The organism is Micromonospora sp. A200, assembly GCF_029893845.1.
Lineage (GTDB): Bacteria > Actinomycetota > Actinomycetes > Mycobacteriales > Micromonosporaceae > Micromonospora > Micromonospora purpureochromogenes.
Genome location: NZ_JARXXY010000014.1, coordinates 112,553 through 138,621, shown reverse-complemented (window position 1 = coordinate 138,621; position 26,069 = coordinate 112,553). Strand labels below are relative to the sequence as shown.

The window sequence follows — 26,069 nt, the reverse complement described above, 5'->3', positions numbered from 1 at the left end:
ACACCGGTAACCGCGGCCGGTTCGCGCCGCCCCGCCGACCCCCGCCCGCTGGACCTGGCCGCCGCGACGAGTTGCACCGTGTCGCTCGGCCAGCGGACGAAGGGACGAAGCGAACAACAGCCGCTTCCCGTAGTAGGACTCAAAGACGGTACGGCTTGCACCCCCGCCGCTGTCAACCCACCCCGGGCCAGTCGTGTGTTGCGACACGGCGTGTCGCGTCGGCGCGTCTCAATCCGTGCCGAGATGCCGGCGCAGCAACGCCCGCGCCGCCTGCGGATGCTCGTCGGCGAGCAGCCCGCCGGCGGCCAGCACGTAGTCCACATCGACCACCGCGCGCGCCTCCCGGGGCAGCGGCCACCCGCCGGCGTGGTCGGCCAGCACCGCGGCGAGGACCCCGGCGGCGTGGTCGGCGGGCGCATGCCGCAGCACACCACCGGAACCCACCATCAGCCGCACGTCGCGCAGGTCCCGGCCGGCGCGTTCCCCGGTGGCGGCGCCCCGGGCGTGCCGGCGCAGCGCCACCGTCGCGGCCAGCGCCGCGATCCGCCGGTCGGCGGCCCGCTCCGCGCCGGATTCGGCCAGGAACCCCGGGTCGGCGGCCCGCACCACCGCCGCCCGCTGCAGAACGTCCTGCTCCCCCACCGCGAGCAGGCGTTCCTCGGCGGCGGCGCGGACCACCCCCGGGGCGCTCCACCGCATCCCCAGGTCCCCCTCGACGGTGCGGGCCCGCCACAGCGTCCCGGCGACCTCCCGGCCCGGCCCGTCGGCCCGCTCGTCCGGGGTGAGCACCGAGTACACGTCGGTGGTGGCCCCACCGACGTCCACCACCGCCAGGTCACCGCCGAGGGTGTCGGCGAGCACCTCCACGCCGGTCAGCACCGCGTCCGGGGTGGCCGCGCGCACCAGCCGCGCGAACCGGGTACCCCGCGACAGCCGCTTGCCGCCGATGACGTGCCGCAGGAACACCTCCCGGATCGCCGCCCGCGCCGACGCCGGGGCCAGCACCCCGATGCGCGGCAGCACGTTGTCCGCCGCCGTCACCGGCACCCCCGCCCCGGCCAGCAGCGCGGACAGCTCGTCGCGGACCGCGACGTTACCGGCCAGCACCACCGGCACCCGCCAGCGGGCCTTCGCCAACCGGGTCGCGTTGTGCGTCAACACCTCGGCGTCCCCACCGTCGGTGCCCCCGACCAGCAGCACCACGTCCGGGCGGGCCGCCCGCAACGCCGCCAGGTCGGTCGCGCCGAGCCGGCCCGCGGCCACGTGCACCACGTTCGCGCCCGCCGACAACCCCACCCGCCGGCCCGCCTGCGCGGTGACCAGCGGCTCGTAGCCCACCACCGCCAGGCGCAGCCCGCCACCGGCCGACGAGCACACGTACCAGGGCAGGTCCCGCGCGCTGAGCCCGGCGGTGGCCGCGCCGACCGCGGCGTCCAGGCCGTGCAGCACGTCCGTGCCGACCGTGGTCGGCGCCGACGCCGCCGCGACCAGCGCGGCGCCGTCGAGGTCCACCACCGCGACCTTCGTGTACGTGGACCCGACGTCGGCGCAGACGGCGAGGGTCACGCCGGCGGTGGAACGACCACGGTGCCGGTCGCGGTGACCGCAACGATCGGCGTCTGCAGCACCTCCGCCGCGGACTCCGACCGGTCCGGCCGACCCCGGCACACCACCCGCGCCTCGAAGTCGATGGTGCGGCTGCGGGTACCCACCCGGGTCACCGTCGCGGTCACCTCCAACACGTCCCCGGCCCGCATGGCGCTGCGGAACTGCACATCCGAGTACGACGCGAACAACCCCTCGTCGCCGTCGGTGCGGATGCACACCTCCGTCGCCACGTCCCCGAACAACCCCAGCGCGTACGCCCCGTCGACCAGGTTCCCCGCGTAGTGGGCGTGCGAGTACGGCACATACCGCCGGTGGGTGACGGTCAGCCCGACCCGGGAATCACTCATGCCTTCGCCTTCTTGTTCGTGATCAGCGCGTGCACCAGGTAGCTGGCCACCTCACCCGGGGTGGTGCCCCGGCCGAAGATCCGGTCCACGCCCAGCTCGCCGGTCATCGTCTCGTCGAACCGCGGCCCGCCCACGATCAGCAGCGGCCGCTTCCCCGCCGCCATCGCCTCCCGGAACGCCGCGGACATCTCCCGCGTGTTGTGCAGGTGCGCGTCGCGCTGCGTCACCACCTGCGACACCAGCACCGCGTCGGCCTTCTCCACCCGGGCCGCCTCCACCAGCTCCGGCACGCTGACCTGCGCGCCGAGGTTGGTGACCTTCAGCTCCCGGTAGTACTCCAGGCCCTTCTCCCCCGCGATGCCCTTGACGTTGAGGATCGCGTCGATGCCCACGGTGTGCGCGTCCGTGCCGATGCACGCCCCCACCACCGACAGCTTGCGCCGCAACCGCTGCTTCACCACCGCGTTGACCTCCTTGGCGCTCAGCAGCGGGAAGTCCCGCTCCACCACCTGCACCGCGGCAAGGTCCACCAGATGGTTCACCCGCCCGTACACCACGAAGAAGGTGAACCCGTCGCTCATCGGCTTGGCGTGCACCAGCATCGCCGGGTCGATGCCCATCTTGTTGGCCAGCTGGAGCGCCGCGCCCTCGGCCCGCTTGTCGTGCGGCACCGGCAACGTGAACGACACCTGCACCATGCCGTCACCGGTGGTGTCCCCGTACGGCCGGACGATCTTCTTCTCCGCCGCCGCCGTCACGCGCGGTCCCCTTCCAGGATCTCGGTGGCCGGGTTGTAGTAGTCGGCGTCGTGCGCGGCCACCCCCGCCAGGCCCTTGCCCCGGTCCGCGGGCCGCTTCATGATCCCGAACGTGCCCTCGGCGATCGCCGTCAACAGCGACTGGTCACCGATGCGCTCCAGCAGATCCAACGCCTCACCCAGCACCCGGTTGGCGCGCTGCTGGATGAACCCGCCCGGCGCCGGCACGAAGTCCTCGTGCAGCCCACCGGCCGCGCCCAACACGTACCGCACGTTCTGCAGGGCGATGTCCCGATCCGACAGCCACGGCGTCACCACCGCCTCGGTCATCATCCCCACCAGCAGGATGCCCTGCCCGGTCATGGCGCCCACCAGGTTGAAGAACCCGTCGAGCAGATTGCCGCGGAACACGTCCCCGGTCATGTGCTTCGTCGGCGGCATCCACTTCAACGGCGCGTCCGGGAACAACTCCCGCGCCAACAGCGCATGCGCCAACTCCAGGCGGAACGACTCCGGCAGATCCGGGTTGATCTCGAACGCGTGCCCCAACCCCAACTGCCAGTCGGCCAACCCCGCCTCGTGCGCGAAGAACTCGTTGAGCAACTGCGACACCGTCACCGTGTGCGCCTCGTCCACCGCGTCGGCGGTGGTCAGGTAGTTGTCCTCACCGGTGTTGATGATGATCCCCGCCCGGGCGTGCACCTGCCGGGAGAACCGCTGGTCCACAAACGTGCGGATCGGATTGATGTCGCGGAACAGGATCCCGTACATCGAGTCGTTGAGCATCATGTCCAGCCGCTCCAGGCCGGCCAGGGTCGCCATCTCCGGCATGCACAGACCCGACGCGTAGTTCGTCAGCCGCACGTACCGGCCCAACTCCTTCGACGTCTCGTCCAACGCCGCCCGCATCAACCGGAAGTTCTCCTGCGTGGCGTACGTGCCGGCGAAACCCTCCCGGGTCGCCCCCTCCGGCACGTAGTCCAGCAACGACTGCCCCGTCGACCGGATCACCGCGATCACGTCCGCGCCGGCCCGCGCCGCGGCCTGCGCCTGCGGGATGTCCTCGTAGATGTCACCGGTCGCCACGATCAGGTAGATCCACGGCCGCTGCGCCGGATCCCCGTACCGCTTCACCAGCCGGTCCCGCTCCACACGCCGCCGGTCGATCAACCGGACACCCGCCCCGACCGCCTTGCGGGCCGCCTTCCGGGCGGCGGTGGCCGCCTTCCCGGCCGGCTGCGTGAAACGCACCGACCCGGCCGCCGCCTTCTGCGCCAGCAACGTCACGTCGCTGATCTGCTCCCGCGCGAGGGCGTCGAACACCGGCACCGCCACCCCGTGCCCCAACCCGACGTCGGCGACCACCGCGTCGACCAGCCGGTTCACCCACGGAATGCCGTCCGGGTCCGCGCCGGTCACCCCGGCCAGCCGCAACACCGCCCGCTCCACCGACACCGTCGTGTGGCTACGCGCCAGATCCACCACCGGCTGCCCGGCCCGGCGCGCCAACTCCCGCGCCCGCGCCACCAGCACCGGATCCAGGTCGAGCTTGCCCGTCACGCCGTCACCCCGGCCCCGCTCGCCGCCGGCGCGACCCGCGCCCGTGCTGCCTCGATCCTTCGCTCGCTCACGCAGACCCTTCCTCATAGATGACCTCACCGCGCAGCACCGTGCGCCGGCACACCGGCAACGGCGTCGGATCCTGCGGACCCCGCAGCTCCGGGTCCTCGGCCTGCAACACCGGCAGACCCCGCTCCACCCCCGCCGGCGTCGACCACACCGCGAACGTCGCCGGCGCCCCCAACGCCAGCACACCCTCGTTGTCCAGGTGCACCGCCCGCCAGCCACCCCGGGTGTGCGCCGCGAACGCCGCCCGCGCACTCATCCGCTGCACCGGGTTGTGGTGCGCCGCCGCCGCCCGCACCGAACCCCACGGGTCCAGCGGCGTCACCGGCGAATCCGACCCGAACGCCAACGCCACCCCGACCGCGTGCATCGCCCCCATCGGGTTCGACTCCAACGACCGGTCCAACCCCAACCGCGACTCGTACATCCGGCCCGCGCCACCCCACAACCGGTCGAACGCCGGCTGCATGCTCGCCACGATCCCGTACTCCACGAACCCGGCGATCAGCCGCTTGTTCATGATCTCCGCGTGCTCCACCCGGTGCCGCGCCGCCCGCACCCGGTCCGTGCCCAGCTTCTCCGCCGCCGCCGCGAACCCCTGCAGCACCGTCGAGATCGCCGCGTCCCCGATCGCGTGGAACCCGCCCTGCATCCCGTGCACCGCACAGTCCAGCAGGTGATCACGCACCTCGTCCGCGGAGACGTACCCGTGCCCGCACGAACCCGCGTCACCGTCCAGGTACGCCGCCGACACATGCGCCGTCCGCGACCCCAACGCGCCGTCGGCGAACAGGTCACCACCGGCCCCCACCGCACCCAACTCCCGGGCCCGCGCCGCACCCAGCAGCTCACCCCAGTAGCCGTACACCTCCGGCACGCCGTCGCCCGACACCGCCAGCAGACCGGTGAAGTCCTCCTCGTCGGAGATCTCCGGGCCACCGCACTCGTGCACCGCCGCGACGCCCAACGACGCCGCGTGTGCGAGGGCCGCCCGCTGCGCCGCGACCCGCTGCGCGCGCGTCACCGCCGCGAACGCCGCCGCCCGCACCACATGGTGCGCATCCCGACGCAACCACCCCGACGCGTCGTACCCGGCCGCCTGCGCCGCCTGCGGACACGCCGCCAGCAGCGCCGCCGACACCAGCGCCGAATGGATCGACGCCTGCGACAGGTACACCCGCCGACCCCCGGCCGCCCGGTCCAGCGCCGCCGCGTCCGGCAACTGCGGCACCAGCCAGTTCGACTCGTCCCAACCGTGCCCCAGCACCACCGCATCCGACGGCAACCCCGCCGCGAACGCCGCCACCGCCTCCAGCAGCCCCGCCGCCGACCGCACCCCCGACAGGTCCAACCCCGACAACGCCAACCCCGTGTCCGTGGCGTGCACGTGCGCGTCCACGAACGCCGGCGTCACCAGCGCACCGTCCAGCTCCACCACCCGGTCGGCGGCCGGCGCGTCCCGGTCCGCACCCAACCACGCGATCCGGCCGTCGGTCACCAGCAGGGCCGTCGCGCGCGGATCGGCCGGACAGTGCAGCACGCCGCCGCGGTACAGAGTCGAGGGGTTCGTCATGACACTCAGTCTGCCGCCAGCCGGGACTCGAACAGAGCGCGGACCCCCGGCTCCGACCGCAGCAGACCCAGCGCCAGCTCCGCGTGACCCGGCACGTAGCCGTTGCCCACCAGCATCGTCACGTCCGCCGCCAGGCCCTCCGCGCCCAACGCCGCCGCCGCGAAGCTCGTGGCCATCGAGAAGAAGATCACCGTGCCGCCGTCCGCCGTGGCCAGCACCGCCCCGTGCTCGCAACCCGGCACGTCCACGCAGACCACCGTCACGTCCGCCGGCACCCCCAGCGCCGACGTCACCGCCGTCGACAACGCCACCGGATCCCGGGCGTCGGCCAACGCGACCACCGAGGCCAGCCCGGCGCGCTCCAGCGCGTCACGCTCCGCCGCCACCGGCACCACCCCGACGGTACGACCCGCGCCCGCCCGCCGCGCCGCCGCGAGGGACAGCGACCCGCTCTTACCGGCCCCACCGATCACCGCCACGGTCACCGGCGTCGGGTCGTTCTCGCGCTGCCTGCGCGCCACGTGCTCCGCGACGACCCGGCCGGTCAGCGCCGGCGCCCCGCACACGTCCAGCACCGCCAGGGACAGCTCCGGGTGCAGGTCGGCCGGGAGCACCGCCGCGATCGACCGGGCGAACAGGATCGCGTACCCGTCGCACGGCACCTGCTCGCTGCGCCCGTCCCAGCGGGCCAGCCCGTCGAGGATGGTCAGCGGGGTCAGGGTCAGCGACACCAGCGTCGCCACCCGGTCACCGGCCGTCAGCTCCAGCGGCGACCGCCGGCCGACCTCCTCCACGGTGCCGATCAGCATGCCGCCCGACCCGGTCACCGGGTTCTGCATCTTGCCCCGGGTGGCGATGATCTCCAGCACCTCGGCGCGGACCTTCTCCCCGTCGCCGCCGTGCTTCTCCGACAACTGCCGGAAGCTCGCCGCGTCCAGGTTCAGCCGCTCGACCCGGATCCGCACCTCGTTCGGCGCGATCCGCGGGTCGGCGTCCAGCCGCCACGCCGCCTGCGGCAGCACCCCCGCCGGTTCCACAACGCGGTGCAGACCCACCGGTGACGTCACGCCGACCTCCCCTGTCAGCCGCGTGAAGCCCCGGCCTGGGCTCGCATCGCGGGAAAACTTCCGGCAGACTAATATCTTCACCGGATATTTTCCAGTAGCCTACGGGCCGCTGATCATCTGCACCACTACGCACCGAGGAGGGGCCGTGACCCAGACCCAACCGGTTGAGACCATCCCTCAACCCCGTCACGCCCCGGTCGCGACGCCGACCGCCGGGCAGCCGTACGAATACCGCCGCAGCCCCCTGGTCGAACCCGACTGGACCCGCTTCCCCGGCTGGCGCCACATCACCCGGGAGCAGTGGGAGAACGCCCAGTGGCAGCGCGTCAACTGCGTCAAGAACATCAAGCAGCTGCGCACCGTGCTCGGCGACCTCGTCGACGAGACCTTCTACGCCGACCTGGAGGCCGACCAGAAGGCCCTGGCCACCATGTCCATGCTGGTGCCGCCGCAGATGCTCAACACCATGGTCCCGTTCGCCCCGATGACCACCGAGGCGTTCCTCGCCGACCCCGTGCGGCGCTACATGATCCCCGTCGCCTCCGACCGGCGCACCGACTGGCCCTCACACCCCTACGCCAGCCGCGACTCACTGCACGAACACGACATGTGGGTCGCCGAGGGCCTCACCCACCGCTACCCCACCAAGGTCCTCGCCGAGCTGCTCTCCACCTGCCCGCAGTACTGCGGGCACTGCACCCGGATGGACCTGGTCGGCAACTCCACCCCCGCCGTCGACAAGCTCAAGCTCACCCTCAAGCCCGTCGACCGCTACGACGCCCACATCGCCTACCTCAAGGCCCACCCCGGCGTCCGCGACGTCGTCGTCTCCGGCGGCGACGTGGCCAACGTGCCGTGGCGCAACCTCGAGTCGTACCTGATGCGGCTGCTGGAACTGGAAACCGTCCGCGACATCCGGCTCGCCACCAAGGCCCTCATGGGCCTGCCTCAGCACTGGCTCCAGCACGACGTCGTCGAGGGCCTGGAGCGGGTCGCCCGCACCGCCGCCCGACGCGGCGTCAACCTGGCCATCCACACCCACGTCAACCACGCCCAGTCGCTGACCCCGCTGGTCGCCAAGGCCGCCCAGACCGCCCTCGACGTCGGCGTCCGCGACGTACGCAACCAGGGCGTGCTCATGCGCGGCGTCAACGCCACCACCCCCGACCTGCTCGACCTCTGCTTCGCCCTGCAGGGTGAGGCGGGCATCCTGCCGTACTACTTCTACATGTGCGACATGATCCCCAACGCCGAGCACTGGCGGGTCCCCGTCTGGCACGCCCAGCAACTCCAGCACGACATCATGGGCTACCTGCCCGGCTACGCCACCCCGCGGATCGTCTGCGACGTCCCCTTCGTCGGCAAGCGCTGGGTGCACATGCTCACCGAGTACGACCGCGACCGCGGCATCTCATACTGGACCAAGAACTACCGCACCTCGATCGAGTCCGCCGACCTGGAGGCGCTCAACAAGCGCTACGCCTACTACGACCCGATCGACACCCTGCCCGAGGCCGGCCAGCAGTGGTGGACCGAGCACCGCGACGACTGACCCGCACCACCCCCGTCACCCCCGCGCGGCCCACCGGCCGGCGGGGGTGACGACTTTCCTCCCCGGCCCGCCCCGGCGAGGCACGCTGCACCTGGCCGTGGTGACCGCCCTGCTCACCGTGATGTTGGTGGCCGACCGCCGCCGCCACGACATCGCGGCGGTCACCGGCGTCAGGCGCGCGGGGCGTACATGATCACGGCGACGCCGACCAGGCAGATCGCCGCACCGGCCAGGTCCCAGCGGTCCGGCCGGAAACCGTCCACCACCATCCCCCACGCCAGCGAACCGGCCACGAAAACGCCGCCGTACGCGGCCAGGATCCGGCCGAAGTGTGGATCCGGCTGGAAGGTGGCCACGAAGCCGTAGCAGCCCAGCGCGATCACCCCGGCCGCGATCCACCACAGGCCCCGGTGCTCGCGCCAGCCCTGCCAGACCAGCCAGGCTCCGCCGATCTCGGCGAGCGCCGCCAGGGCGAACAGCAGAAGGGACCGGGCGACCGTCACGCCCGCAACGCTAATCGAGCGGTCCCCGGGCAACGCCGGGGACCGCTCGTCAGGTGCCTGGGTCAGCGGAACGTGTCGCGCGCCCGGCGACCGGCGTCCCTGGGGTCCCCGCCCGTCTGCCGGGCCCGGGCGGTGCTCTGGTCGGTGGCGCCCTCGCCACGCATCCGCTCGTTGTCGGTGACGTCGCCGATCCGCTCCTTCGCGACGCCGGCGAGCTGCTGGGCCTTGTTCTTCGCCTTCTCCCTGAAGCTCATCTCGCCTCCTGCTACTCCGGCGGTCAGCGAGGCGCTCTCGCTCCGCTCCCCAGTGCGTCCCCGGTCACCATGGCCCGAAACCGTGGTCGCCTTGGCGTGGTTCCGTTGCGGTGTGACGTGGCTCGTGTCGCGTCTGGCATCCTAGGATACTGGTCTGAGAGTGTTCGGGAGGCGCACTCCCTGGCGCACCGTGAAAGACCGTGCGGGGCGCACGCTGCGCTGGTCCGGCGCGACCGCGGCGTCCGGGCTGCTGGATCGGCCCCGTGTCGGCGACATGGGGGTGTTGCGGAAGGGTGGTTACCACCATCTCGGCGATATGCGGAGGACCGGCCAGCCGGTGACCCGGCCGCCCCTGCCCTACCAGGCTCGACCGCCCGCCGCCGGCCGGCGCCACGGCATGGCCCACGCAGCGAGCCGCTACGGAAGCCCCCGACGATCACGCCACACCCGCTGAGCCGTCCTAGGACAATAGGTGGGTGGTCACTGTCCGGCCAAGGGCCTCCGGTCCTGGTTGACTGGGGGCATGAGCGAGATCCTCCTGGTCCGGCACGGCGAGACCACCTGGAGCGCCAGCCGCCAACACACTTCGTACACCGATCTGGCACTGACTCCCGACGGCGAGCGACAGGCCCGCGCCCTCGGCGGGGTGCTGGTCGGCCGGCGGTTCGCCCGGGTGCTGTCCAGTCCCCGCCAGCGCGCCCGGGCCACCGCGCAGCTCGCCGGCCTCACCGTGGACGAGCTGGACGAGGACCTGGCCGAGTGGAACTACGGCGAGTACGAGGGCCGGACCACGGTGGACATCCACAAGAACGATCCGCGGTGGAACATCTGGACCGACGGCTGTCCCGGCGGCGAGACGCCCGAACAGATCGGGGCGCGGGTCGACCGGTTGCTCGACCGGGTCACTCCCCTGCTCGAGAAAGGCAGCGTCGCCCTGGTCGGGCACGCGCACAACCTGCGCGTCGTGGGCGCGCGCTGGATCGGGCTGCCCCCGTCCGGCGGCGGGAAGCTCCGGCTGGACACCGCCACGGTCAGCGTGCTCGGGTACGAGCACGGGCGCCGCGTCATCCTCCGCTGGAACGGCGGCTGACCGGCCGCTCAGCCGGCCTCGCCGTTGGCGCGGGGCCGCACCCGGGTCCGCGGATCGAGGTCGATCTTCGGCGGCCGCCCCTCGTACGGGGTGGAGAGCACCACCGTGGTGCGGGTGGTGACGTTGGCCGCGGTGCGGATCTCCTGGAGCACCCGCTCCAGGTCGGCCGGGCCGGCCACCCGCACCAGCAGCAGGTAGAAGTCCTCCCCCGCCACCGAGTAGCAGGAGTCGATCTCGGGCAGGTGGGCCAGCCGCTCCGGCGCGTCGTCCGGCTGCGACGGGTCGAACGGGCGGATCGCCACGAACGCGGTCAGCGGCAGGTCCAGCGCCTCGAACGAGACCCGGGCGACGTAGCCGTTGATCACCCCGCGCTGCTCCAGCCGGCGGACCCGCTGGTGCACCGCGGAGACCGACAGCCCCACCTTCTCCGCCAGATCCGTGTACGACAGCCGACCGTCAACGGTCAGCGCGGCGACGATGGCGCGGTCGATCTCCTCCACGGCGTGCAACCTACCGGGTGGAAGCCAGGGGTGCGACGACCGGCCGGCCGCGGTCACGCTGGGCGGGCCGTCCGGTCGCGCACCGCATCGGCCGCGTAGTTCAGCACCTCGGCCATGTCCTCCTCGTCGAGGAAGGGCAGGTCGGTGAGGATGTCGGTGACGGACATCCCCTCCGCCATCATCGCCAGCAGGGTGGCCACCGGGATCCGGGACTGCCGCACGCAGGGCGCGCCGCCCATCACCTCGGGGTCGACGGTGATCCGGGGGAAGGTCACCGGGACAGGCTAGCCCTTGGCCAGCGCCCGGGAGATCACCAGCCGCTGGATCTGGTTGGTGCCCTCGACGATCTGGAGCACCTTCGCCTCCCGCATGTACCGCTCCACCGGATGGTCTACGACGTATCCGGCGCCGCCGAGCACCTGCACCGCGTCGGTGGTCACCCGCATCGCCACGTCGGTGGCGAAGAGCTTCGCCTTCGCCGCCTCGATCGAGTACGGCCGGCCGGCGTCGCGCAGCCGGGCCGCGGCGAGCGTCAGCGCCCGGGCGGCGGAGATCTGCGTGGCCAGGTCGGCGAGGTTGAAGCCGAGCCCCTGGAAGTCGATGATCGCCTGGCCGAACTGGCGCCGTTCCTTCGCGTACCCGACCGCGTAGTCGAGGGCGGCCTGGGCCAGCCCGACCGCGCAGGCGGCGATGCCGAGCCGGCCGGAGTCCAGGGCCGACATGGCGATGGTGAAGCCCATGCCCTCGCCGCCGATCAGCCGGTCGGCGGGCACCCGGGCGTCGTCGAAGGCGATCTGCGCGACCGGGGAGGCGTGCAGGCCCATGGTCCGTTCGGCGGCCTGCGGGTGCAGGCCCGCAGTGTTCCGGTCGGCCAGCAGGCAGGAGATGCCCTTCGGGCCGGGGCCGCCGGTGCGGCAGAAGATGTTGTAGAAGTCCGCGACCCGGGCGTGCGTGATCCACGCCTTGGTGCCGGAGACGACGTACGAGTCACCGTCGCGGACGGCCTTCGTGGTCATCGCCGCCGCGTCCGAGCCACCCTGCGGCTCGGAGAGGCAGTACGCCCCGAGCAGCTCCCCGCCGACCATGTCGGGCAGCAGCTTGCGCTGGGCGTCGTTGCCGAACTGGGCCACCGGGTAGCAGGACAGGGTGTGCACGCTGACCGCCTCGGCCACGGCGAGCCAGCGGCTGGCCAGGATCTCCAGCACCTGGAGATAGACCTCGTACGGCTGGGCGGCGCCGCCGTACTCCTCGGCGTAGGGCAGGCCGAGCAGGCCGGCCCGGCCAAGGGTGCGCAGCACCTCCCGGGGGAACTCGGCGCGCTCCTCGAACCCGGCGGCCCGGGGGGCCAGCTCGCGGTCGGCGAGTTCGGTGGCGAGGTCGAGCAGGTCGTGGGCCTCGTCGGTGGGGAGGATCCGGTCGACAGTCATAGCGCGATGAGCTCCGTGGGGGTGGTGTTGAGCCGGTGTACGCCGTCCGTCGTGCAGACGACGATGTCCTCGATGCGGGCGCCGTGTCGGCCCGCGAGGTAGATGCCGGGTTCGATGGAGAACGCCATGCCGGGCTCCAACGACCGGGAGTTGCCGGCGACGACGTACGGCTCCTCGTGCCCGTCCAGGCCGATGCCATGGCCGGTGCGGTGCAGGAAGGCGTCGCCGTACCCGGCGGCGGTGATCGGCTCACGGGCGGCCGCGTCGACCGCCTCGGCGGTCACGCCGGGCCGGACCGCGGCCACGGCGGCGCGCTGCGCCGCGTGCAGCACCTGGTAGTAGTCGGTGAACTCGGCCGGGGCGCGCCCGCCGGCGAGATAGGTGCGGGTGGAGTCGGAGCAGTAGCCCGAGGGCATGGTCCCGCCGATGTCGACGACGACCGGTTCGCCGGCCTGGATCGGGCGGTCCGAGGTGCCGTGGTGCGGGCTGGCGCCGTTCGGGCCGGCGGCGACGATGACGAAGTCCACGGTCGCGTGGCCGGCGGCGCGGATCGCCGCGGCGATGTCGCTGGCCACCTCGGCCTCGCTCCGCCCCGGCCGCAGCCACTCACCCATCCGGGCGTGCACCGCGTCGATCGCGGCGCCCGCCTCCGCCAGAGCGGCGACCTCGGCCGGCGACTTGCGCACCCGCAACTCGCGCAACACCTCGCCGGCCAGCCGCTGGGTCGCCCCGGGCAGCGCGGCGCGCAGCGCGAGGACCTGCTCGGCCCACATCCGGTCGGCCAGCCCGACCGCCCCGACCGGTCCGCCGAGCGCGGCGGTGACCAGCGGGTACGGGTCGGTGCCGTCGGCGTGGTCGACGATGCGCACGCCGGTGGCCGGGGCCGGGGACGCCTCGGCGGCCGGCCGTTCCAGGGTGGGGACGATCAGGGTCGGCTCGCCGTCGGCGGGCAGCACCAGGCAGGTCAGCCGCTCCCCCGCGTGCGCGTCGTAGCCGGTCAGGTAGCGCAGGTCGGAACCGGGGGTGAGCAGCAGCGCGTCCAGGCCGGCGGCGGCGGTGGCGCGGCGCGCGGCGGCCAGCCGGTCGGCGGGGTACAGCTCCTCGGTTCCCACCCGGCCAGCTTAACGGTCGTTTGGGCGGCAACCTACTCCGGCTCGCGCGCCCCCGGTCAGGCCCGGGCGCCGCCGAGGCCGAGCAGCACGGCCAGCCCCAGCGCGCTGCGCGGCGCGTACGGCACCCGCCAGAGCCCGCCGTGCGCCGCGCCGTACGCCTCGTCCTGCCAGGGGTGGGCCAGCGCCGGACCGCCGCCGGTGCGCAGGTCGTGCACCAGAAGCGCGGCCATCAGGGTGTTGCTGGTCGCCGGCTCGAACACCTCGATGCCGAACCGGTGGGCGCCGGCGTACGCGGCGGCGAGCGCCCGGTTGCGCAGCACCGAACGGGTGCGGGTGGGCGGGGCGACGGTGAACGACACCGTCGAGCCGGCGTCCCGGGCCACCGTGGCCCGCCACCGCTGGAGCCGCTTCGCGAGGGCGTAGTTCGGGCCCTGCTGCGGGACCAGGCTGTCGTTGATGCCGGGATCGGCGCCCGGCGGATAGTTGCGGTGCAGCAGCCGCCCCCCGGAGACGACGCGCAGCGACCGGCGCGCCCAGCTGCCGGCCCCGTAGCCCCGCTCGGCGTGCCGCACCGCCTCGGCCGGGACGGCGAAGACGTCGGTGGGGGTGGCGAGGAAGGCGAGTGCGACGTCGTCGCGGTGCTGCTGGAGGTGGCCGGTGAGCGCGTCGACCGCCATGGCGACGCGCACGTTGGTGGCCCCGTCGGCGTACACGTAGTTGCCGAGCACCAGCCGGCCGTCGATGCCGCGCAGCCAGTCGGCGACCTGCGGCAGGCGGTGCAGCAGGTCGGCGCCGGCCCGGGCGGCCAGCGTCGCCTGGTCGTCGGCGGCGGCGGCAGGGCGTACCGGCAGCCGGAGGCGACCGCCGTGCCGACGGGCTGTCTGCAGCACCCGCCGCCAGAGCTCCGGTCGCGGCAGGTCGACTGCCACCACGTCGCCGCCCCAGCGCAGCAGGGACGGCAGCGGGCCCATCTCGGCGCCCGCACCGAGCACGACGACCCGCTGGTCGCGCAGGTCGAGCCAGTCCGGGTTGGCGAGGACCGCGCCGACCGCCTCGGCGCAGGACGGCTCGATGACCCCGGCGGTGACCCAGGCGTCGAGTCGGCGGCGCAGCTCGTCGCCGTACAGCCGCTGGCCCCGGTAGGGCAGCGACAGGTCCCGCTCGACCGGCCCGCCGCCGGTGACCGTCGCCGTCTCCAGGGGCTCGCCGGCGGCGGGCGTGAAGGCCTCGTCGAGCCCGGTCTCCCGGCCGTCGGCACCGATCACGGTCATTCGGGCGTGCAGCGAGGCGAGCCCGTCCCGGGCGATGCTCAGGGCGGCCTCGCGGGAGAGCAGCCCCGCCTCGACCAGCCGGCGGAAGTGCCCCAGGTAGCCGTGCCGCCAGTTGGTCTCGTGCTCCGCCGAGCGCGCACCGACCGGATCGACAGCGCGCAGCGCGTCGGCGACGACCGCGCGCCCGAGCGCGCTCGTGCTGCGCCCCTCGCCGGTACGGGGGAACACCACCCCGGTCGGTCCCTCCACGGCCGCTGCCCCTTCCCTCGGTGGCGCCGGGCCGTCCCGACGCGGATGCCACTCTGCCTCATGCCGACATGACCTGCAGCGTGGGCTCGGGGCGCGGTGCGGACGGCGCGACACCACGAGGCGAGCGCCTACGGCGGGCCGGGCGTCCGGCAGCGCGGCCGGCGTGACCCGCCGGGCGGGGCGCTCCCTGGCGCGCCCCGCCCGGTCGCGGGTCAGCCCGCTACGGTCTCCGACTGCCAGGAGAACACCGCCGCCGCCCGCGGGTCGGCGGTGACCCGCAGCCAGTTCGAGGCGGTGTCGCCGTACGTCTCGAGCCGCGTCAGGTTGGCCACGCCGGCGTAGGTCGGCTCGACCTCGTAGACGTGCTCGTCGCCGTGCACGAGCAGCACCGGCCTGCCGTACGCCGCGGCTCGCTCGGCGATGCGGGCCCGGATGTCGGCGTAGCCCGGCGTGGCCAGGGGCTCGGCCTGCATCATCAGCAGCACGCCCGGCGCGGCGGTCAGCCGGGCCGCGGCGAACGTGGCGTCGATCCAGTCCAGTGCGGCGGCCGTGCGGGCCTCGAACTCGGCCAGCCGCAGGTCGGGGCGGTCGCCACCGGGCAGCTGCGACCACGGCGCGAGGTCGTTCTCGCTGCCCACGACGTGGACGGTGGCGAAGACGATCCGGCTGCGGACGAAGAGCACGTTCTCCCGGTAGTCGCGGTGGCGGGGGTCGGCGGCCTGCGACAGCACCGGCGTCGGCCGGCCGCCGATGGTGCTGCCGGCCTGCGGATAGAAGACCCGGCGGACCGCGTCGAGGCGTTCGGTCGGCAGGTAGCCGCCGGCGGCGGTGCGGTGGCAGTCGGTCCACTCGTTGTCGCCGGGTGTCAGCACGAACGGGTCGGCGAAGGTGTCGTAGAGCCGGCGCAGGTCGGCGAAGCGGGCGTCGTCGCAGGTCGACGAGCCGCTCTTCACGTCACCGGCGTGCAGCACGAAACTCACCCGCGGGTCGGCGTTGACGTCATCGACCAGGGCGGGGAACTGGGCCCGTTGGGCGTCGGAGTACGGGGTGTCGCCGAGCAGGGCGAAGGTGACCGGGTTGGCGGCGGCGCGGTGGTCAGGCGCGGCGGTGGCCGATGCGGCCGGCAGCGCGGCGACGATCGTGGAGACGAGGGCAAGGGCCGGAAGGCGGGTCCATCGCATCGGATGATTCCCGCAGGTCGTCCTCACTAGAGGGTGACCGTCCGCTGACACCCCTGCGGCGATCCGTCGACGATTCGCCCGCAGGCGGCGCTCCCCGCCGTGCCGACCCGTTCGCCAGCGGGCGGAGGCGGCCGCGCCGGTCCCGGCCCAGGTACGCCACCCGCAGCCGGGGTGGCGCACCTGGGGCCCGGACTCAGTTGCTCAGCCAGCGGTGGATGCAGTGCAGCAGGTCGTCGGCGTCGACCGGCTTGGTGACGTAGTCGCTGGCGCCCGAGGAGATGCTCTTCTCCCGGTCGCCGTGCATCGCCTTGGCGGTGACGGCGATGATCGGCAGCTCGGCGTAGCGGGGCATGGCCCGGATCGCCGCCGTGGCGGCGTACCCGTCCATCTCCGGCGTCATCACGTCCATCAGCACCAGGTCGATGTCGTCGTGGCGCATCAGCGTCTCGACGCCCTTACGGCCGTTCTCGGCGTAGACGACGTCGATGCCGTGCAGTTCCAGGATGTTGGTCAGCGACCACCACTCGCCCCCATCGCCGAGCCGCCGGGCACGGGCGGAGCCGTCCCGGCGACAACATCAACCGCGCAAGTATGCCGATTGGGCGAGCGGCCCGCAGGGGAGAGCGAACCGGGGTGAGCTGCGCCGGCGTGGCGGGGACGGAGGTGGGCGGGTGACGCTCCGGGGTACCCGGATCAGCGCGTCGCCGGGCGCCCGCACGACTGACGGACCAGTGCCACCATCTCCGCCACCGAGCCGGCCGGGTCGGTCACCGGGAACTGTACCGCGCGGACCACGGCGTCGGGGTCGACCAGCAGGGTGAGCCGCTTGAACCGGTCCACCCCTCCGGCCCGGAACGTCGGCAGCAGCAGCCCCGCCGCGAGCCGCCCGTCCTGGTCGGACAGGAGCGGGTACGGCAGCCGGGCGTATTCGGCGAAGGCCCGCAACTGGTCGGGGCGCTGGGTGCTCACGCCCCGCACCTCGGCGCCGGCGGCCCGGATGAGTTCGTGCCGGTCGGCGTACGTGCGGGCCTCCAGCGTGCACCCGACAGCACCGGGGATGTCCCCCCAGGCCGGCGGAAGTCCCTGGTCGCCGGGGGCGAACGCGCCGGGGAAGAGGTAGAGCACCGTCCAGCGGCCCGGCACGGCCGGCGGCTCGTCGCCGCCGTCGTGCCGGGGCAGCATGACCGCCGGCAGCCGGCGGCCGACGAGCTGGCGCACCCGGCGGGCCTCGGCGGAGTCGGCGCGCGCGGTCGCGGTGAGGGCCCCGTCGCCCATCACGTGCCGGCTGCCCCAGTCCTGCAGGGCGACCAGCACCGGTAGCAGCCCCTCCCCCTTCGGCGTGAGCAGGTAGTCGTAGCGCGGCGGGTGGTGCGAGTACGCCTCCCGGCGCAGCACCCCGTGCTCGACCAGCGCGGCGAGTCGTTCGGTCAGCGCCCGGCGGCTGACCCCCAGCTCGCGCTGGAGCGCGTCGAAGCGGGTGGTGCCGCCGGCGACGTCGCGCACGATCAGGAAGGTCCACCAGTCGCCCAGCACGCCGAGGGCCTGGGCGATGCCGCAGTCGGCGTCGGCGAGGTCCGCCCGCCTCATCCACCCACCTCCTCGCTCGGTCCGCCGTCGACTATAGTCCGTTCCAGATTGGAACTCACTGGCTCGGGGACGGGGGTTGACGGTCATGACCGTCGAGCAGGGAGCCGGGGTGTTCTGGCGCTGGTGGGCCGCCGGCACGACCAGCCTGGTCGGGTCGGCGGTCGGCGGGGTGGCGCTGCCGCTGACCGCGCTGACCGTGCTGGACGCGACCGCCTTCGAGATGGGCCTGGTCGCCGCCGCCGGCTACGTGGCCTGGCTGGTGATCGGGCTGCCCGCCGGGGTCATCGTGCAGCGGTTGCCGCTGCGTGGCGCGCAGGTCGGCGCCGACCTGGCCCGCGCCGTCGCCGTGGCGTCCATCCCGCTGGCCTGGTGGTGGGGGTGGCTGACCGTCGCCCAACTGGTCGTCGTCGCGCTGGTGGTCAGCTTCGCCAACGTGCTCTTCGACGTCGCCAACTCCACCTTCCTGCCGGCCATCGTCGGCCGCGAGCAGCTGCACTCCCGCAACAGCCTGACCTCGGCCACCCACGCCGCCACCCAGCTCAGCGGTCCCGCGCTGGGCGGGCTCGCGGTGCAGGCCCTCGGCGCGGTGCCGACGGTGCTGGTCGACGCGGCCAGCTACCTCGTCTCCGCGGCGCTGCTGCGCTCGCTGCCGGCCCGCCGCGCCGACGCCCCCGACCGGTGGCCCCCGATCCGCCAGATGATCGGCGAGGGCTGGCGGTACGTGACCCGCCACCCGGTCATGGGCCCGACCATGTGGAGCGCCACCGCGGTGAACTTCGTCTGCGGGGCGCAGCTCGCGGTCTACCCGCTCTTCCTCGTCCGCGAGCTGCACGCCCCGGCCGTGCTGGTCGGCGTGCTGCTCGCCGTGGAGGGCGTCGGATCGCTGGTGGGTGCCGCGCTGACCCCGTGGATCACCGGCCGGTGGGGCACCGCCCGGTCGGTCCTGGTCGCCTGCCTGGTCTCCGTCGCCGGCGCGTTCGTCGTCCCGCTCGGGGTCGGCTGGCCAGCGTACCTGGCGTTCGCCGTCGGCAACGTGGTCTTCGCCGCCGGCGTGGTGGTGCTCAGCGTGACCACCCGCACCTACCGGCAGACGGCCAGCCCGCCCGAGCTGCTCTCCCGGGTGATGGCCACCGTCCGCTTCGTCTCCTGGGGCGCGATCCCCGTCGGCGGGCTGGTCGCCGGCGCCCTCGCCGGTGTCGTCGGCGCCCGGGGCACCCTGTTCGTCTTCGCCGCCGCCGCGGTGTGCGCGCCGCTGGCCCTGCTCGGGTCGCCCGTGCGTCGACTGCGGGACTTCACCGACCTGCGGGTGGACGGCGTCGATCAACGGGAGGTCCTCGGCGCCCGGTGACCGGCGTCAGAGCGGTGGCAGGGCCGCCGCGACGCTGCGGACCCGTTCCGGGTGGGTGAGCACGTCCACGTTGTCGACGTACTGGTCAACGGCGCCGATCGGCGGACGCCCGCGCAGCGCCGGGTCACCGATCGCGGCGCGCAACGCGGCGGCGAACCGGCCGGCGTCCAGCACCAGGAACGGCCGGCCGTGGAAGGGCCGCACCCGGGGGTCGACCGGCGCGGCGAGGCCCGTGCCGTTCGTCCAGTCCGCGAGGGTCTCCAGGGCCCGGCCGAGCCCGGCCTCCCGCGCCGTCCAGCCGCCCGGCCCCAGGGCGTCGGTCAACGCGGCCACCACCGGCGGCGCCTGCGGCAGCCGGGCGAAGACGGTGCCGAGCCACTTGTCGTACGGGGGCCAGCGGCGATGCAGCAGCAGCCCGAGGCGCATCAGGTCGCGGGCCAACCCGGCGGTGACCACCCGGCTGCCCAGCTCGTCGCCGACCTCGGCGCACCGCCCGGCCAGGTGCTCGCACTGGCCGATCCGGGTCCAGGCGGCGCTCAGAATGTGGCGCCACACGTCGTCCGGGTACCAGGCCAGCCGGTCCCGGGCGGCGCGCAGCGCCCCGCCGAGCCCGTCATGGAAGACCGCCCCGCCGGTCAGCTCGGCCAGTCGCTGGGTCGGCAGCGACAGCCAGTCCTCGATGGTGACCCCGGCGGCCGGGTCGAAACCGAGCCGGCCCCGTAGCCAGCCGCCGAGTTCGTCCACGCCGACCCCGTGTCGGTCACCGGCCGCGTCCACCACCCCGAGGCGGGTGCCGGGGCCACCGGCGAACCGGGTCGGCCAGCCCAGGAACTGCGCCGGCAGGCCGACGTCCAGCGCGGCGCGGACCGCCGCGACGTCTGCGGCGTCGGCGACGAAGAGCTGGGCCCGCGGACCCCAGTCGTGGTCGGTGGAGCGGGGCGTGTCCAGCCCGAGCAGTTCCGAGCCGCCGTCGAGCAGGCCGGCGGCATAGGCCAACCCGGGACAGCGCCGCGCCAGCAGCGGCGCGAGGATTTCGTCGTGGAATCTGCGGCAGAGCGCCAGGCCGGGTACGAACGCCATGCCGGCAGTCTGCCGGTGCCGGCCCGGGCCGCCACCGGAATACCAGCCCGCCTGCCGGTCACCGCCGATAACCTGGACCGGAGGCGACGGACGGGAAGGTGGGACGGTGACGCAGGAGCGCGCAGCGGGACGGCGTCGCCGGATGTTCGCAGCCGGCATCCTCGCCGTGCTCGGGCTGGCGCTGCTGGCGCTCGGTCTCACCGTCGCCGACGGCGTCCTCGCCGGCGTCGAGGTGGTGCTGGCGATCGCGCTACTGCTGGCCAGCTACGCCCTGCAGTACGTGGCCCGTCGCAAGACGCTCTACCGCCACGACGAGCGGTGAGCCGCGGCGGGACGGCGGGGGCCCGGACCGGAGCCGACCAGGCCGGCGCGGCACGCCACGTTCCCACCCCGTCGTAGGTCTGTGACAGGCTGTCGGGCGTGGCACAGCGACCCCCGATCCTGCTGATCGACGCGCCGAGTCTCTACTTCCGGGCCTACTTCGGCATTCCCGAGTCGGCCGCGAAGACCGAGGACGGCCAGCCGGTCAACGCCGTCCGCGGCTTCCTCGACATGCTCGCCCAACTGGTGCGCACCCGCCGCCCCGACCGGATGGTCTGCGCGCTGGACCACGACTGGCGGCCGGCCTGGCGGGTGGAGCTGCTGCCGTCGTACAAGGCGCACCGGGTGGCGCCGCAGGGCGGCGAGGTGGTGCCGGACACCCTCTCCCCGCAGGTGCCGATGATCCTGGACGTGCTGGAGGCGATCGGCATCACCGCGGTCGGCGCGACCGGCTACGAGGCCGACGACGTGCTGGGCACGCTGTCGGTGACCCAGGACGCGCCGGTCGAGGTGGTCTCCGGCGACCGCGACCTGTTCCAGCTCGTCGACGACAAGCGCGGAGTGCGGCTGCTCTACATCGGCCGGGGCGTGGCCAAGCTGGAGGACTGCGACGACGCGGCGGTCCGCGGCCGCTACGGGGTGCCCGCCGACCGGTACGCCGACTTCGCCGCGCTGCGCGGCGACCCGAGCGACGGGCTGCCCGGCGTGCCCGGGGTGGGTGAGAAGACGGCCGCCCGCCTGATCGACCGGTACGGGGGCCTCGCCGGCATCCTCGCCGCGCTGGACGAGCCCGGTTCCGGCTTCGCGCCGGGGCTGCGCACCAAGCTGGACGCGGCCCGGGGCTACCTGGCCGTCGCGCCGAAGGTGGTGGAGGTGGCCCGGGACGTACCGCTGCCAGCGCTGCCCACCGCGTTGCCGACGGCCCCCGCGCAGCCGGAGCGGCTGCTGGAGCTCGCGCAGCGGTGGAACCTGGCCGGCTCCTGCCGACGACTGGTCGACGCCCTCGCCGACCGGCCCTGACCACCGGCCGGGGCGGCCGGCGGGGCGGGACGGGCGACGACCGCCGCGGTTCTCAGGTGGAGAAGTGGTAGGCCAGCACGCCGCGGTTGACGGCGGCGATCGCCTGCCGCGCGGTGGACCGCAGGTCGGCCGAGGCGCCACCGGAGTCGGCGAGCTGGCCGAGCAGGTCGACGACCTGCCGGGACCAGCGCACGAAGTCGCCGGCGGGCATCTCCCCGTCGATCTCGTGCCCGCTGGCCAGCACCTTGGCCAGGGCCTCGCCCCGCGCCCAGCGGTAGATCGGCCAGGCGAAGCCGAGGTCCGGCTCGCGGGTGACGGTGAGACCTCGCCCGGCCTCGTCGGCCTCGATCTCCCCCCACAGCTTGAGCGTCTCGTCGACCGCGTCGGCGACCGGGCCGCGGGGCAGTCCGGCCCGCTCGTCGACGTCGCGGCGGGCCTCGAAGACCACCACCGAGACGGCGGCGGCCAGCTCGGCCGGGGAGAGCCCGTCCCAGACGCCCCGGCGCAGGCACTCGGCGACCAACAGGTCGGCCTCGGTCCAGATCCGGCCGAGCATCCGGCCGGCGTCGGTGACCCCGCCGTCGGCGGCGAGGTAGCCCCGGGCGGTGAGCAGCGCGACGATCCGGTCGAAGGTCCGGGCCAGCGAGCCGGTCCGGCCGGCGACCCGCTGGCGCAGCTCCTCGGTGTCCTTCTCCAGCCGGCGGCTGCGCTCCGCCCAGCGGGCGTGCTCCTCCCGGTCCGGGCAGCCGTGGCAGGGGTGGTTGCGCAGCTCGGTACGGAGCTGGCTGAGCCGGTGGTCCTCGCCGGCGGCCTGCCGGGAGCGGCCGCCGCGGCGACCGCCGTGCCGGTCCAGGCCGGTGCCGCTGACCTCGGCGGCGAGGTCACGCCGGGCGGCCGGGGACCGGTGGTTGAAGTGCTTGGGCACCCGGATGCGGGCGAGCACCTCCGCCGGGGTGGTGAAGTCGCCGGGGCTGACCCGCCCGGCCCAGCGGTCCTGGGTGAGCACCAGCGGGCGCGGCTCGCCGAAGCCGCCGGTGGCCGGGTCGAGCACGACGGCGAGCCCGGCCCGCCGGCCCGACGGCACCCGGATCACGTCGCCGACCCGCAGCCGCTCCAGGGAGGCGACCGCCGCCGCCTTGCGCTGGGTCTGCCCCTGCCGGGCGATGGCCCGCTCGCGGTCGGCGATCGCCACCCGCAGCGCGAAGTACTCGTCGAAGTCGCCGTGGTGGCAGGCGGCCTCCACCCCGTACGCCTCGATGGTCTCGGTGTTGCGCTGCACCTGCCGGGCCAGGCCGACCACCGACCGGTCCGCCTGGAACTGCGCGAACGACGACTCCAGCAGCGCCCGGGCGGGCTCCGCGCCCACCGTGCCGACCAGGTTGACCGCCATGTTGTACGACGGCCGGAAGCTGGAGCGCAGCGGATAGGTCCGGGTGGAGGCGAGCCCGGCGACGTGCCGCGGGTCGGTCTCCGGGGACCACACCACGACGGCGTGCCCCTCGACGTCGATGCCGCGCCGACCGGCCCGGCCGGTGAGCTGCGTGTACTCCCCCGGCGTCAGGTCGACGTGCGCCTCGCCGTTGAACTTGACCAGCCGTTCCAGCACCACGCAGCGGGCCGGCATGTTGATGCCGAGCGCGAGGGTCTCGGTGGCGAAGACCGCCTTGACCAGGCCGCGGACGAACAGCTCCTCGACGACCTCCTTGAACACCGGCAGCATGCCGGCGTGGTGCGCGGCCAGGCCGCGCTCCAGCCCGTCGAGCCACTCCCAGTAGCCCAGCACCGTCAGGTCCTCGCCGGGGATGGCGGTGACCCGGGACTCGACCACCCGGCGGATCTCGGCGCGCTCCTCGGGGGAGGTGAGGCGCAGCCCGGCGGCGAGGCACTGCTGCACGGCGGCGGCGCAGCCGGCCCGGCTGAAGATGAACAAAATCGCCGGGAGCAGTCCCTCGCGGTCGAGCCGGTCGACGATGTCCGGACGCATCGGACCGCGCCAGCGGGGACCGCGCCGCCCGGCGCCGGGGCCGGCGCTGCGCCCCTCGCCCAGCTCCAGGCGGCGCACCGTGTCGCGGGTGTAGCGCAGCAGCTCCGGGTGCACGTCGTGCTTGCGGGCCGCGTCCGCGTCGTGGAACAGGTCGAACATCCGCTTGCCGACCAGCATGTGCTGCCACAGCGGCACCGGCCGGTGCTCGCTGACCACCACGGCGGTCTCGCCGCGCACGGTGACCAGCCAGTCGGCGAACTCCTCGGCGTTGGAGACGGTGGCCGAGAGCGAGACCAGGGTGACCGAGGCGGGCAGGTGGATGATCACCTCTTCCCAGACCCCGCCGCGGAACCGGTCGGCGAGGTAGTGCACCTCGTCCATCACCACGTAGGCCAGGCCTTCCAGGGTGGCCGAGCCGGCGTAGAGCATGTTGCGCAGCACCTCGGTGGTCATCACCACCACGGGGGCGTCGCCGTTGATCGCGTTGTCGCCGGTGAGCAGGCCGACCTGCTCGGCGCCGTACCGGTCGACCAGGTCGTGGTACTTCTGGTTGGACAGCGCCTTGATCGGCGTGGTGTAGAAGCACTTGCGCCGGGCGGGCGGCGACTCGCCGCCGTCGGCCGCCGCCGGCCGCGCGGGCGTCCCCCGCAGGGCCAGGTGTACGGCGAACTCGCCGACCACGGTCTTTCCGGCGCCGGTGGGAGCGCAGACGAGTACGCCGCTTCCCCGTTCCAGGGCCTGGCACGCCTCGCGCTGGAAGTCGTCGAGATCGAACCCCAGATCGAGGGCGAACTCGTCCAGCGCCGGGAACTGGGAGGCCTGCGCGGCCCGGCGGCGCGCCGCGGCGTACCGCTCGGCGGGGCTCGACATGTCCTCAAGATTAGTGCGTACTCCGCACGGCTACCGGCCAAGGCCGTCCGCCGGGGTGGTCGGTGGGGGTCGGTAGGGTGCACGACGTGCCGGATCATGCCCAACCGCCCCATGTCCCGAGCGGCGCCGACGACGCCGTCCGCCCGGGTCCGCCCCGCCGCGCCGTGGAGGCGGTCCTGTTCGACTTCCACGGCACCCTGGCCCAGGTGGAGGAGCCCCGCGAGTGGGTACTCCAGGCGGCTGCCGCCTGCGGGGTGACGCTGGAGCGGATGCGGGCCACCGCGCTGGCCGACCGGCTGCTCACCGCGGGTCGGGCGGGCGGACCGCTGCCGGCGCGGGTGCCGCCGCGGCTGGCCGAGCTCTGGGCCGACCGGGACCTCTACCCGTACGCGCACCGGGGGGCCTACACCGGGCTGGCCGAGACGGTGGACACCGGCATCGAGGGCTTCGCCGAGGCGCTCTACGAGCGGCTGCTGGTCCCGGAGGGCTGGGTGCCCTACCCGGCCGTCGAGGCCACCCTGGGCGCTCTGCACAAGGCCGGCGTGAAGGTGGCGGTGGTGAGCAACATCGGCTTCGACATCCGGCCGCTCTTCGCCGCCTGGGGCCTCGACGGGCTGGTCGACGCGTACGCCCTGTCGTACGAGGTGGGGCGCTGCAAGCCGGACCCGGGGATCTTCCTGCGCGCCTGCGGGATGCTGGGCGTGGACCCGGAGCGGACGCTGATGGTGGGTGACACCCCGGCCGACGCCGGCGCGGTCAATGCCGGCTGCGCGGTGCTGGTGCTGCCCTGCGCCGATCCGGGCCGGGAGAACGGCCTCGGCGCCGTGCTGGACCTGGCGCTGCGCGACTGACCTGCGGCGATACATCAGCGCTAACAGGATCTTGATAATCGCGTTAGGACCGGCCGCTAACACCGAGGGGTTATCGTCGCTATCGTGACCGAGACGTCGCCCCGGGACCGGATCGTGCGGGCCGCCGCCGCGCTGCTCGCCGAGGGCGGCCGGGAGGCGGTCTCCACCCGCGCGGTGAGCCGCGCCGCCGGCGTGCAGGCCCCGACCATCTACCGCCAGTTCGGCGACCTGCGCGGCCTGCTCGACGCCGCCGCCAGCTACGGCTTCGCCGCGCACCTGCACGCGCAGGCCGCCCGCGAGCCCGCCGACGACCCGGTGGACGACCTGCGCCGGGGCTGGGAAATGCACGTCGGGTTCGGCGTCGCCAACCCGGCCTTCCACACCCTGATGTACGGCGATCCGCGCCCCGGCGCGCGCCCCACCGCCGCCCGGGTGGCCGCCGACATCTTCCGCCAGCTCGTCGTGCGGGTGGCCGAGGCGGGGCGGCTGCGCGTCGACGTGGACCGGGCGGCCGAGATGGTCCACGCGGCCAGCTGCGGCGTCACCCTCACCCTGATCCAGGGCGGCGACCCGGGCCTGTCGGTCGCCACCCGCGAGGCGGTCGTCACCGCGATCTGCGCCGACAGCCCCGCCGCCCGCGCCGTCCGCCCACCCGACCGGCCGGTCCGCCACGCCGTCGCCCTGCGCGCGGCGCTGCCGCGGCTGACCGGCGACCTCACCCCGGCCGAGCGGGCGCTGCTCGCCGAGTGGCTGGACCGGCTCGCCGGCGCCGACCGGCAAGCGTGACCACTGCGTCCCGGCGGCATGGCGGCATCCAGGCGCGCCGGTAACCGCCGGGTCAGCGGGACGGCCGGCGCCCATGATCCGCTCCGTTCCGGCGACCTGGCGGTG

General features: G+C 74.2%; 25 protein-coding genes. 7 read left to right on the top strand and 18 right to left on the bottom strand.

Annotated elements, in window-relative coordinates; genetic code table 11:
• Positions 1 to 228: 228 nt before the first annotated feature.
• The 6 genes from M2302_RS15900 to M2302_RS15875 all read right to left on the bottom strand — a co-directional run bounded on the left by M2302_RS15900 (position 229) and on the right by M2302_RS15875 (position 6,966).
• On the bottom strand, positions 229 to 1,566 hold the full coding sequence (locus M2302_RS15900; RefSeq protein WP_280838677.1) for a glutamate mutase L: 1,338 nt from the start codon (positions 1,564 to 1,566) through the stop codon (positions 229 to 231).
• Complete coding sequence (locus tag M2302_RS15895) at positions 1,563 to 1,955, bottom strand: hotdog domain-containing protein (protein ID WP_280838676.1); 393 nt, start codon at positions 1,953 to 1,955, stop codon at positions 1,563 to 1,565. The genes M2302_RS15900 and M2302_RS15895 overlap by 4 nt, the downstream gene beginning before the upstream one ends.
• On the bottom strand, positions 1,952 to 2,713 hold the full coding sequence (locus tag M2302_RS15890) for an OAM dimerization domain-containing protein (protein WP_280838675.1): 762 nt from the start codon (positions 2,711 to 2,713) through the stop codon (positions 1,952 to 1,954). The genes M2302_RS15895 and M2302_RS15890 overlap by 4 nt, the downstream gene beginning before the upstream one ends.
• Entirely contained in the window at positions 2,710 to 4,272 is a 1,563-nt protein-coding gene (locus tag M2302_RS15885) for a lysine 5,6-aminomutase subunit alpha (protein WP_280838674.1), read from the bottom strand. Before M2302_RS15885 ends, M2302_RS15890 begins: the two co-directional genes overlap by 4 nt.
• 67 nt (positions 4,273 to 4,339) lie before the next feature.
• The gene (locus tag M2302_RS15880; RefSeq protein ID WP_280838673.1) at positions 4,340 to 5,911 is read right to left on the bottom strand and encodes an amidohydrolase family protein; all 1,572 of its coding nucleotides are present in this window, start codon (positions 5,909 to 5,911) and stop codon (positions 4,340 to 4,342) included.
• A 5-nt stretch (positions 5,912 to 5,916) separates the two neighbouring features.
• On the bottom strand, positions 5,917 to 6,966 hold the full coding sequence (locus M2302_RS15875) for a zinc-binding alcohol dehydrogenase (RefSeq protein WP_280838721.1): 1,050 nt from the start codon (positions 6,964 to 6,966) through the stop codon (positions 5,917 to 5,919).
• A 157-nt stretch (positions 6,967 to 7,123) separates the two neighbouring features.
• Between M2302_RS15875 and M2302_RS15870 the strand changes: the two genes are divergently transcribed.
• Complete coding sequence (locus tag M2302_RS15870; protein WP_280838672.1) at positions 7,124 to 8,530, top strand: lysine 2,3-aminomutase; 1,407 nt, start codon at positions 7,124 to 7,126, stop codon at positions 8,528 to 8,530.
• 170 nt (positions 8,531 to 8,700) lie between these two features.
• Here M2302_RS15870 and M2302_RS15865 read toward each other — a convergent pair whose 3' ends face one another.
• Complete coding sequence (locus M2302_RS15865) at positions 8,701 to 9,033, bottom strand: YnfA family protein (RefSeq protein ID WP_088962221.1); 333 nt, start codon at positions 9,031 to 9,033, stop codon at positions 8,701 to 8,703.
• A 62-nt stretch (positions 9,034 to 9,095) separates the two neighbouring features.
• Positions 9,096 to 9,287 carry a CsbD family protein gene (locus M2302_RS15860; protein ID WP_280838671.1) on the bottom strand — a complete coding sequence of 64 codons (192 nt, stop codon included), beginning with the start codon at positions 9,285 to 9,287 and terminating at the stop codon, positions 9,096 to 9,098.
• A gap of 523 nt (positions 9,288 to 9,810) precedes the next feature.
• Here M2302_RS15860 and M2302_RS15855 point away from each other — a divergent pair.
• Complete coding sequence (locus tag M2302_RS15855) at positions 9,811 to 10,377, top strand: histidine phosphatase family protein (RefSeq protein WP_280838669.1); 567 nt, start codon at positions 9,811 to 9,813, stop codon at positions 10,375 to 10,377.
• Positions 10,378 to 10,385: 8 nt separating this feature from the next.
• On the opposite strand, the gene M2302_RS15850 is transcribed toward M2302_RS15855, so the two are convergent.
• From M2302_RS15850 to M2302_RS15815, 8 genes are all read right to left on the bottom strand, one after another.
• The gene (locus M2302_RS15850) at positions 10,386 to 10,877 is read right to left on the bottom strand and encodes an Lrp/AsnC family transcriptional regulator (protein ID WP_280838668.1); all 492 of its coding nucleotides are present in this window, start codon (positions 10,875 to 10,877) and stop codon (positions 10,386 to 10,388) included.
• Positions 10,878 to 10,930: 53 nt separating this feature from the next.
• Complete coding sequence (locus tag M2302_RS15845) at positions 10,931 to 11,152, bottom strand: DUF433 domain-containing protein (RefSeq protein ID WP_154936964.1); 222 nt, start codon at positions 11,150 to 11,152, stop codon at positions 10,931 to 10,933.
• Positions 11,153 to 11,161: 9 nt separating this feature from the next.
• On the bottom strand, positions 11,162 to 12,304 hold the full coding sequence (locus M2302_RS15840) for an acyl-CoA dehydrogenase family protein (protein ID WP_280838667.1): 1,143 nt from the start codon (positions 12,302 to 12,304) through the stop codon (positions 11,162 to 11,164).
• Positions 12,301 to 13,416 carry a Xaa-Pro peptidase family protein gene (locus tag M2302_RS15835; protein WP_280838666.1) on the bottom strand — a complete coding sequence of 372 codons (1,116 nt, stop codon included), beginning with the start codon at positions 13,414 to 13,416 and terminating at the stop codon, positions 12,301 to 12,303. Before M2302_RS15835 ends, M2302_RS15840 begins: the two co-directional genes overlap by 4 nt.
• 56 nt (positions 13,417 to 13,472) lie before the next feature.
• Complete coding sequence (locus M2302_RS15830) at positions 13,473 to 14,936, bottom strand: hypothetical protein (protein WP_280838665.1); 1,464 nt, start codon at positions 14,934 to 14,936, stop codon at positions 13,473 to 13,475.
• Positions 14,937 to 15,148: 212 nt separating this feature from the next.
• Complete coding sequence (locus tag M2302_RS15825) at positions 15,149 to 16,117, bottom strand: metallophosphoesterase (RefSeq protein WP_280838664.1); 969 nt, start codon at positions 16,115 to 16,117, stop codon at positions 15,149 to 15,151.
• A gap of 193 nt (positions 16,118 to 16,310) precedes the next feature.
• Positions 16,311 to 16,619: a response regulator gene (locus tag M2302_RS15820; RefSeq protein ID WP_280838720.1), complete on the bottom strand. Its 309-nt coding sequence runs from the start codon at positions 16,617 to 16,619 to the stop codon at positions 16,311 to 16,313.
• Positions 16,620 to 16,810: 191 nt separating this feature from the next.
• Positions 16,811 to 17,704: a winged helix-turn-helix transcriptional regulator gene (locus M2302_RS15815; RefSeq protein ID WP_280838663.1), complete on the bottom strand. Its 894-nt coding sequence runs from the start codon at positions 17,702 to 17,704 to the stop codon at positions 16,811 to 16,813.
• Positions 17,705 to 17,789: 85 nt separating this feature from the next.
• On the opposite strand from M2302_RS15815, the gene M2302_RS15810 reads away from it, so the two are divergent.
• Positions 17,790 to 19,052 carry an MFS transporter gene (locus M2302_RS15810; RefSeq protein WP_280838662.1) on the top strand — a complete coding sequence of 421 codons (1,263 nt, stop codon included), beginning with the start codon at positions 17,790 to 17,792 and terminating at the stop codon, positions 19,050 to 19,052.
• 6 nt (positions 19,053 to 19,058) lie between these two features.
• Here the strand turns inward: M2302_RS15810 and M2302_RS15805 are convergent, their stop codons facing one another.
• Positions 19,059 to 20,132 (bottom strand): DUF4037 domain-containing protein, encoded by a 1,074-nt coding sequence (locus M2302_RS15805; protein WP_280838661.1) that lies wholly within the window; start codon positions 20,130 to 20,132, stop codon positions 19,059 to 19,061.
• Positions 20,133 to 20,238: 106 nt separating this feature from the next.
• On the opposite strand from M2302_RS15805, the gene M2302_RS15800 reads away from it, so the two are divergent.
• Together M2302_RS15800 and M2302_RS15795 are read left to right on the top strand one after the other, a co-directional pair.
• Positions 20,239 to 20,454 (top strand): hypothetical protein, encoded by a 216-nt coding sequence (locus tag M2302_RS15800; RefSeq protein ID WP_280838660.1) that lies wholly within the window; start codon positions 20,239 to 20,241, stop codon positions 20,452 to 20,454.
• Between the two features lie 98 nt (positions 20,455 to 20,552).
• The gene (locus tag M2302_RS15795) at positions 20,553 to 21,473 is read left to right on the top strand and encodes a 5'-3' exonuclease (RefSeq protein ID WP_280838659.1); all 921 of its coding nucleotides are present in this window, start codon (positions 20,553 to 20,555) and stop codon (positions 21,471 to 21,473) included.
• A gap of 52 nt (positions 21,474 to 21,525) precedes the next feature.
• Here M2302_RS15795 and M2302_RS15790 read toward each other — a convergent pair whose 3' ends face one another.
• On the bottom strand, positions 21,526 to 24,327 hold the full coding sequence (locus M2302_RS15790) for a DEAD/DEAH box helicase (RefSeq protein WP_280838658.1): 2,802 nt from the start codon (positions 24,325 to 24,327) through the stop codon (positions 21,526 to 21,528).
• Between the two features lie 164 nt (positions 24,328 to 24,491).
• Here M2302_RS15790 and M2302_RS15785 point away from each other — a divergent pair, with 164 nt between their 5' ends.
• Together M2302_RS15785 and M2302_RS15780 are read left to right on the top strand one after the other, a co-directional pair.
• The gene (locus tag M2302_RS15785; RefSeq protein ID WP_280838719.1) at positions 24,492 to 25,178 is read left to right on the top strand and encodes an HAD-IA family hydrolase; all 687 of its coding nucleotides are present in this window, start codon (positions 24,492 to 24,494) and stop codon (positions 25,176 to 25,178) included.
• An 84-nt stretch (positions 25,179 to 25,262) separates the two neighbouring features.
• A complete protein-coding gene (locus M2302_RS15780; protein WP_280838657.1) occupies positions 25,263 to 25,964 on the top strand; it encodes a TetR/AcrR family transcriptional regulator in 702 nt (233 codons plus the stop codon).
• Positions 25,965 to 26,069: the final 105 nt, after the last annotated feature.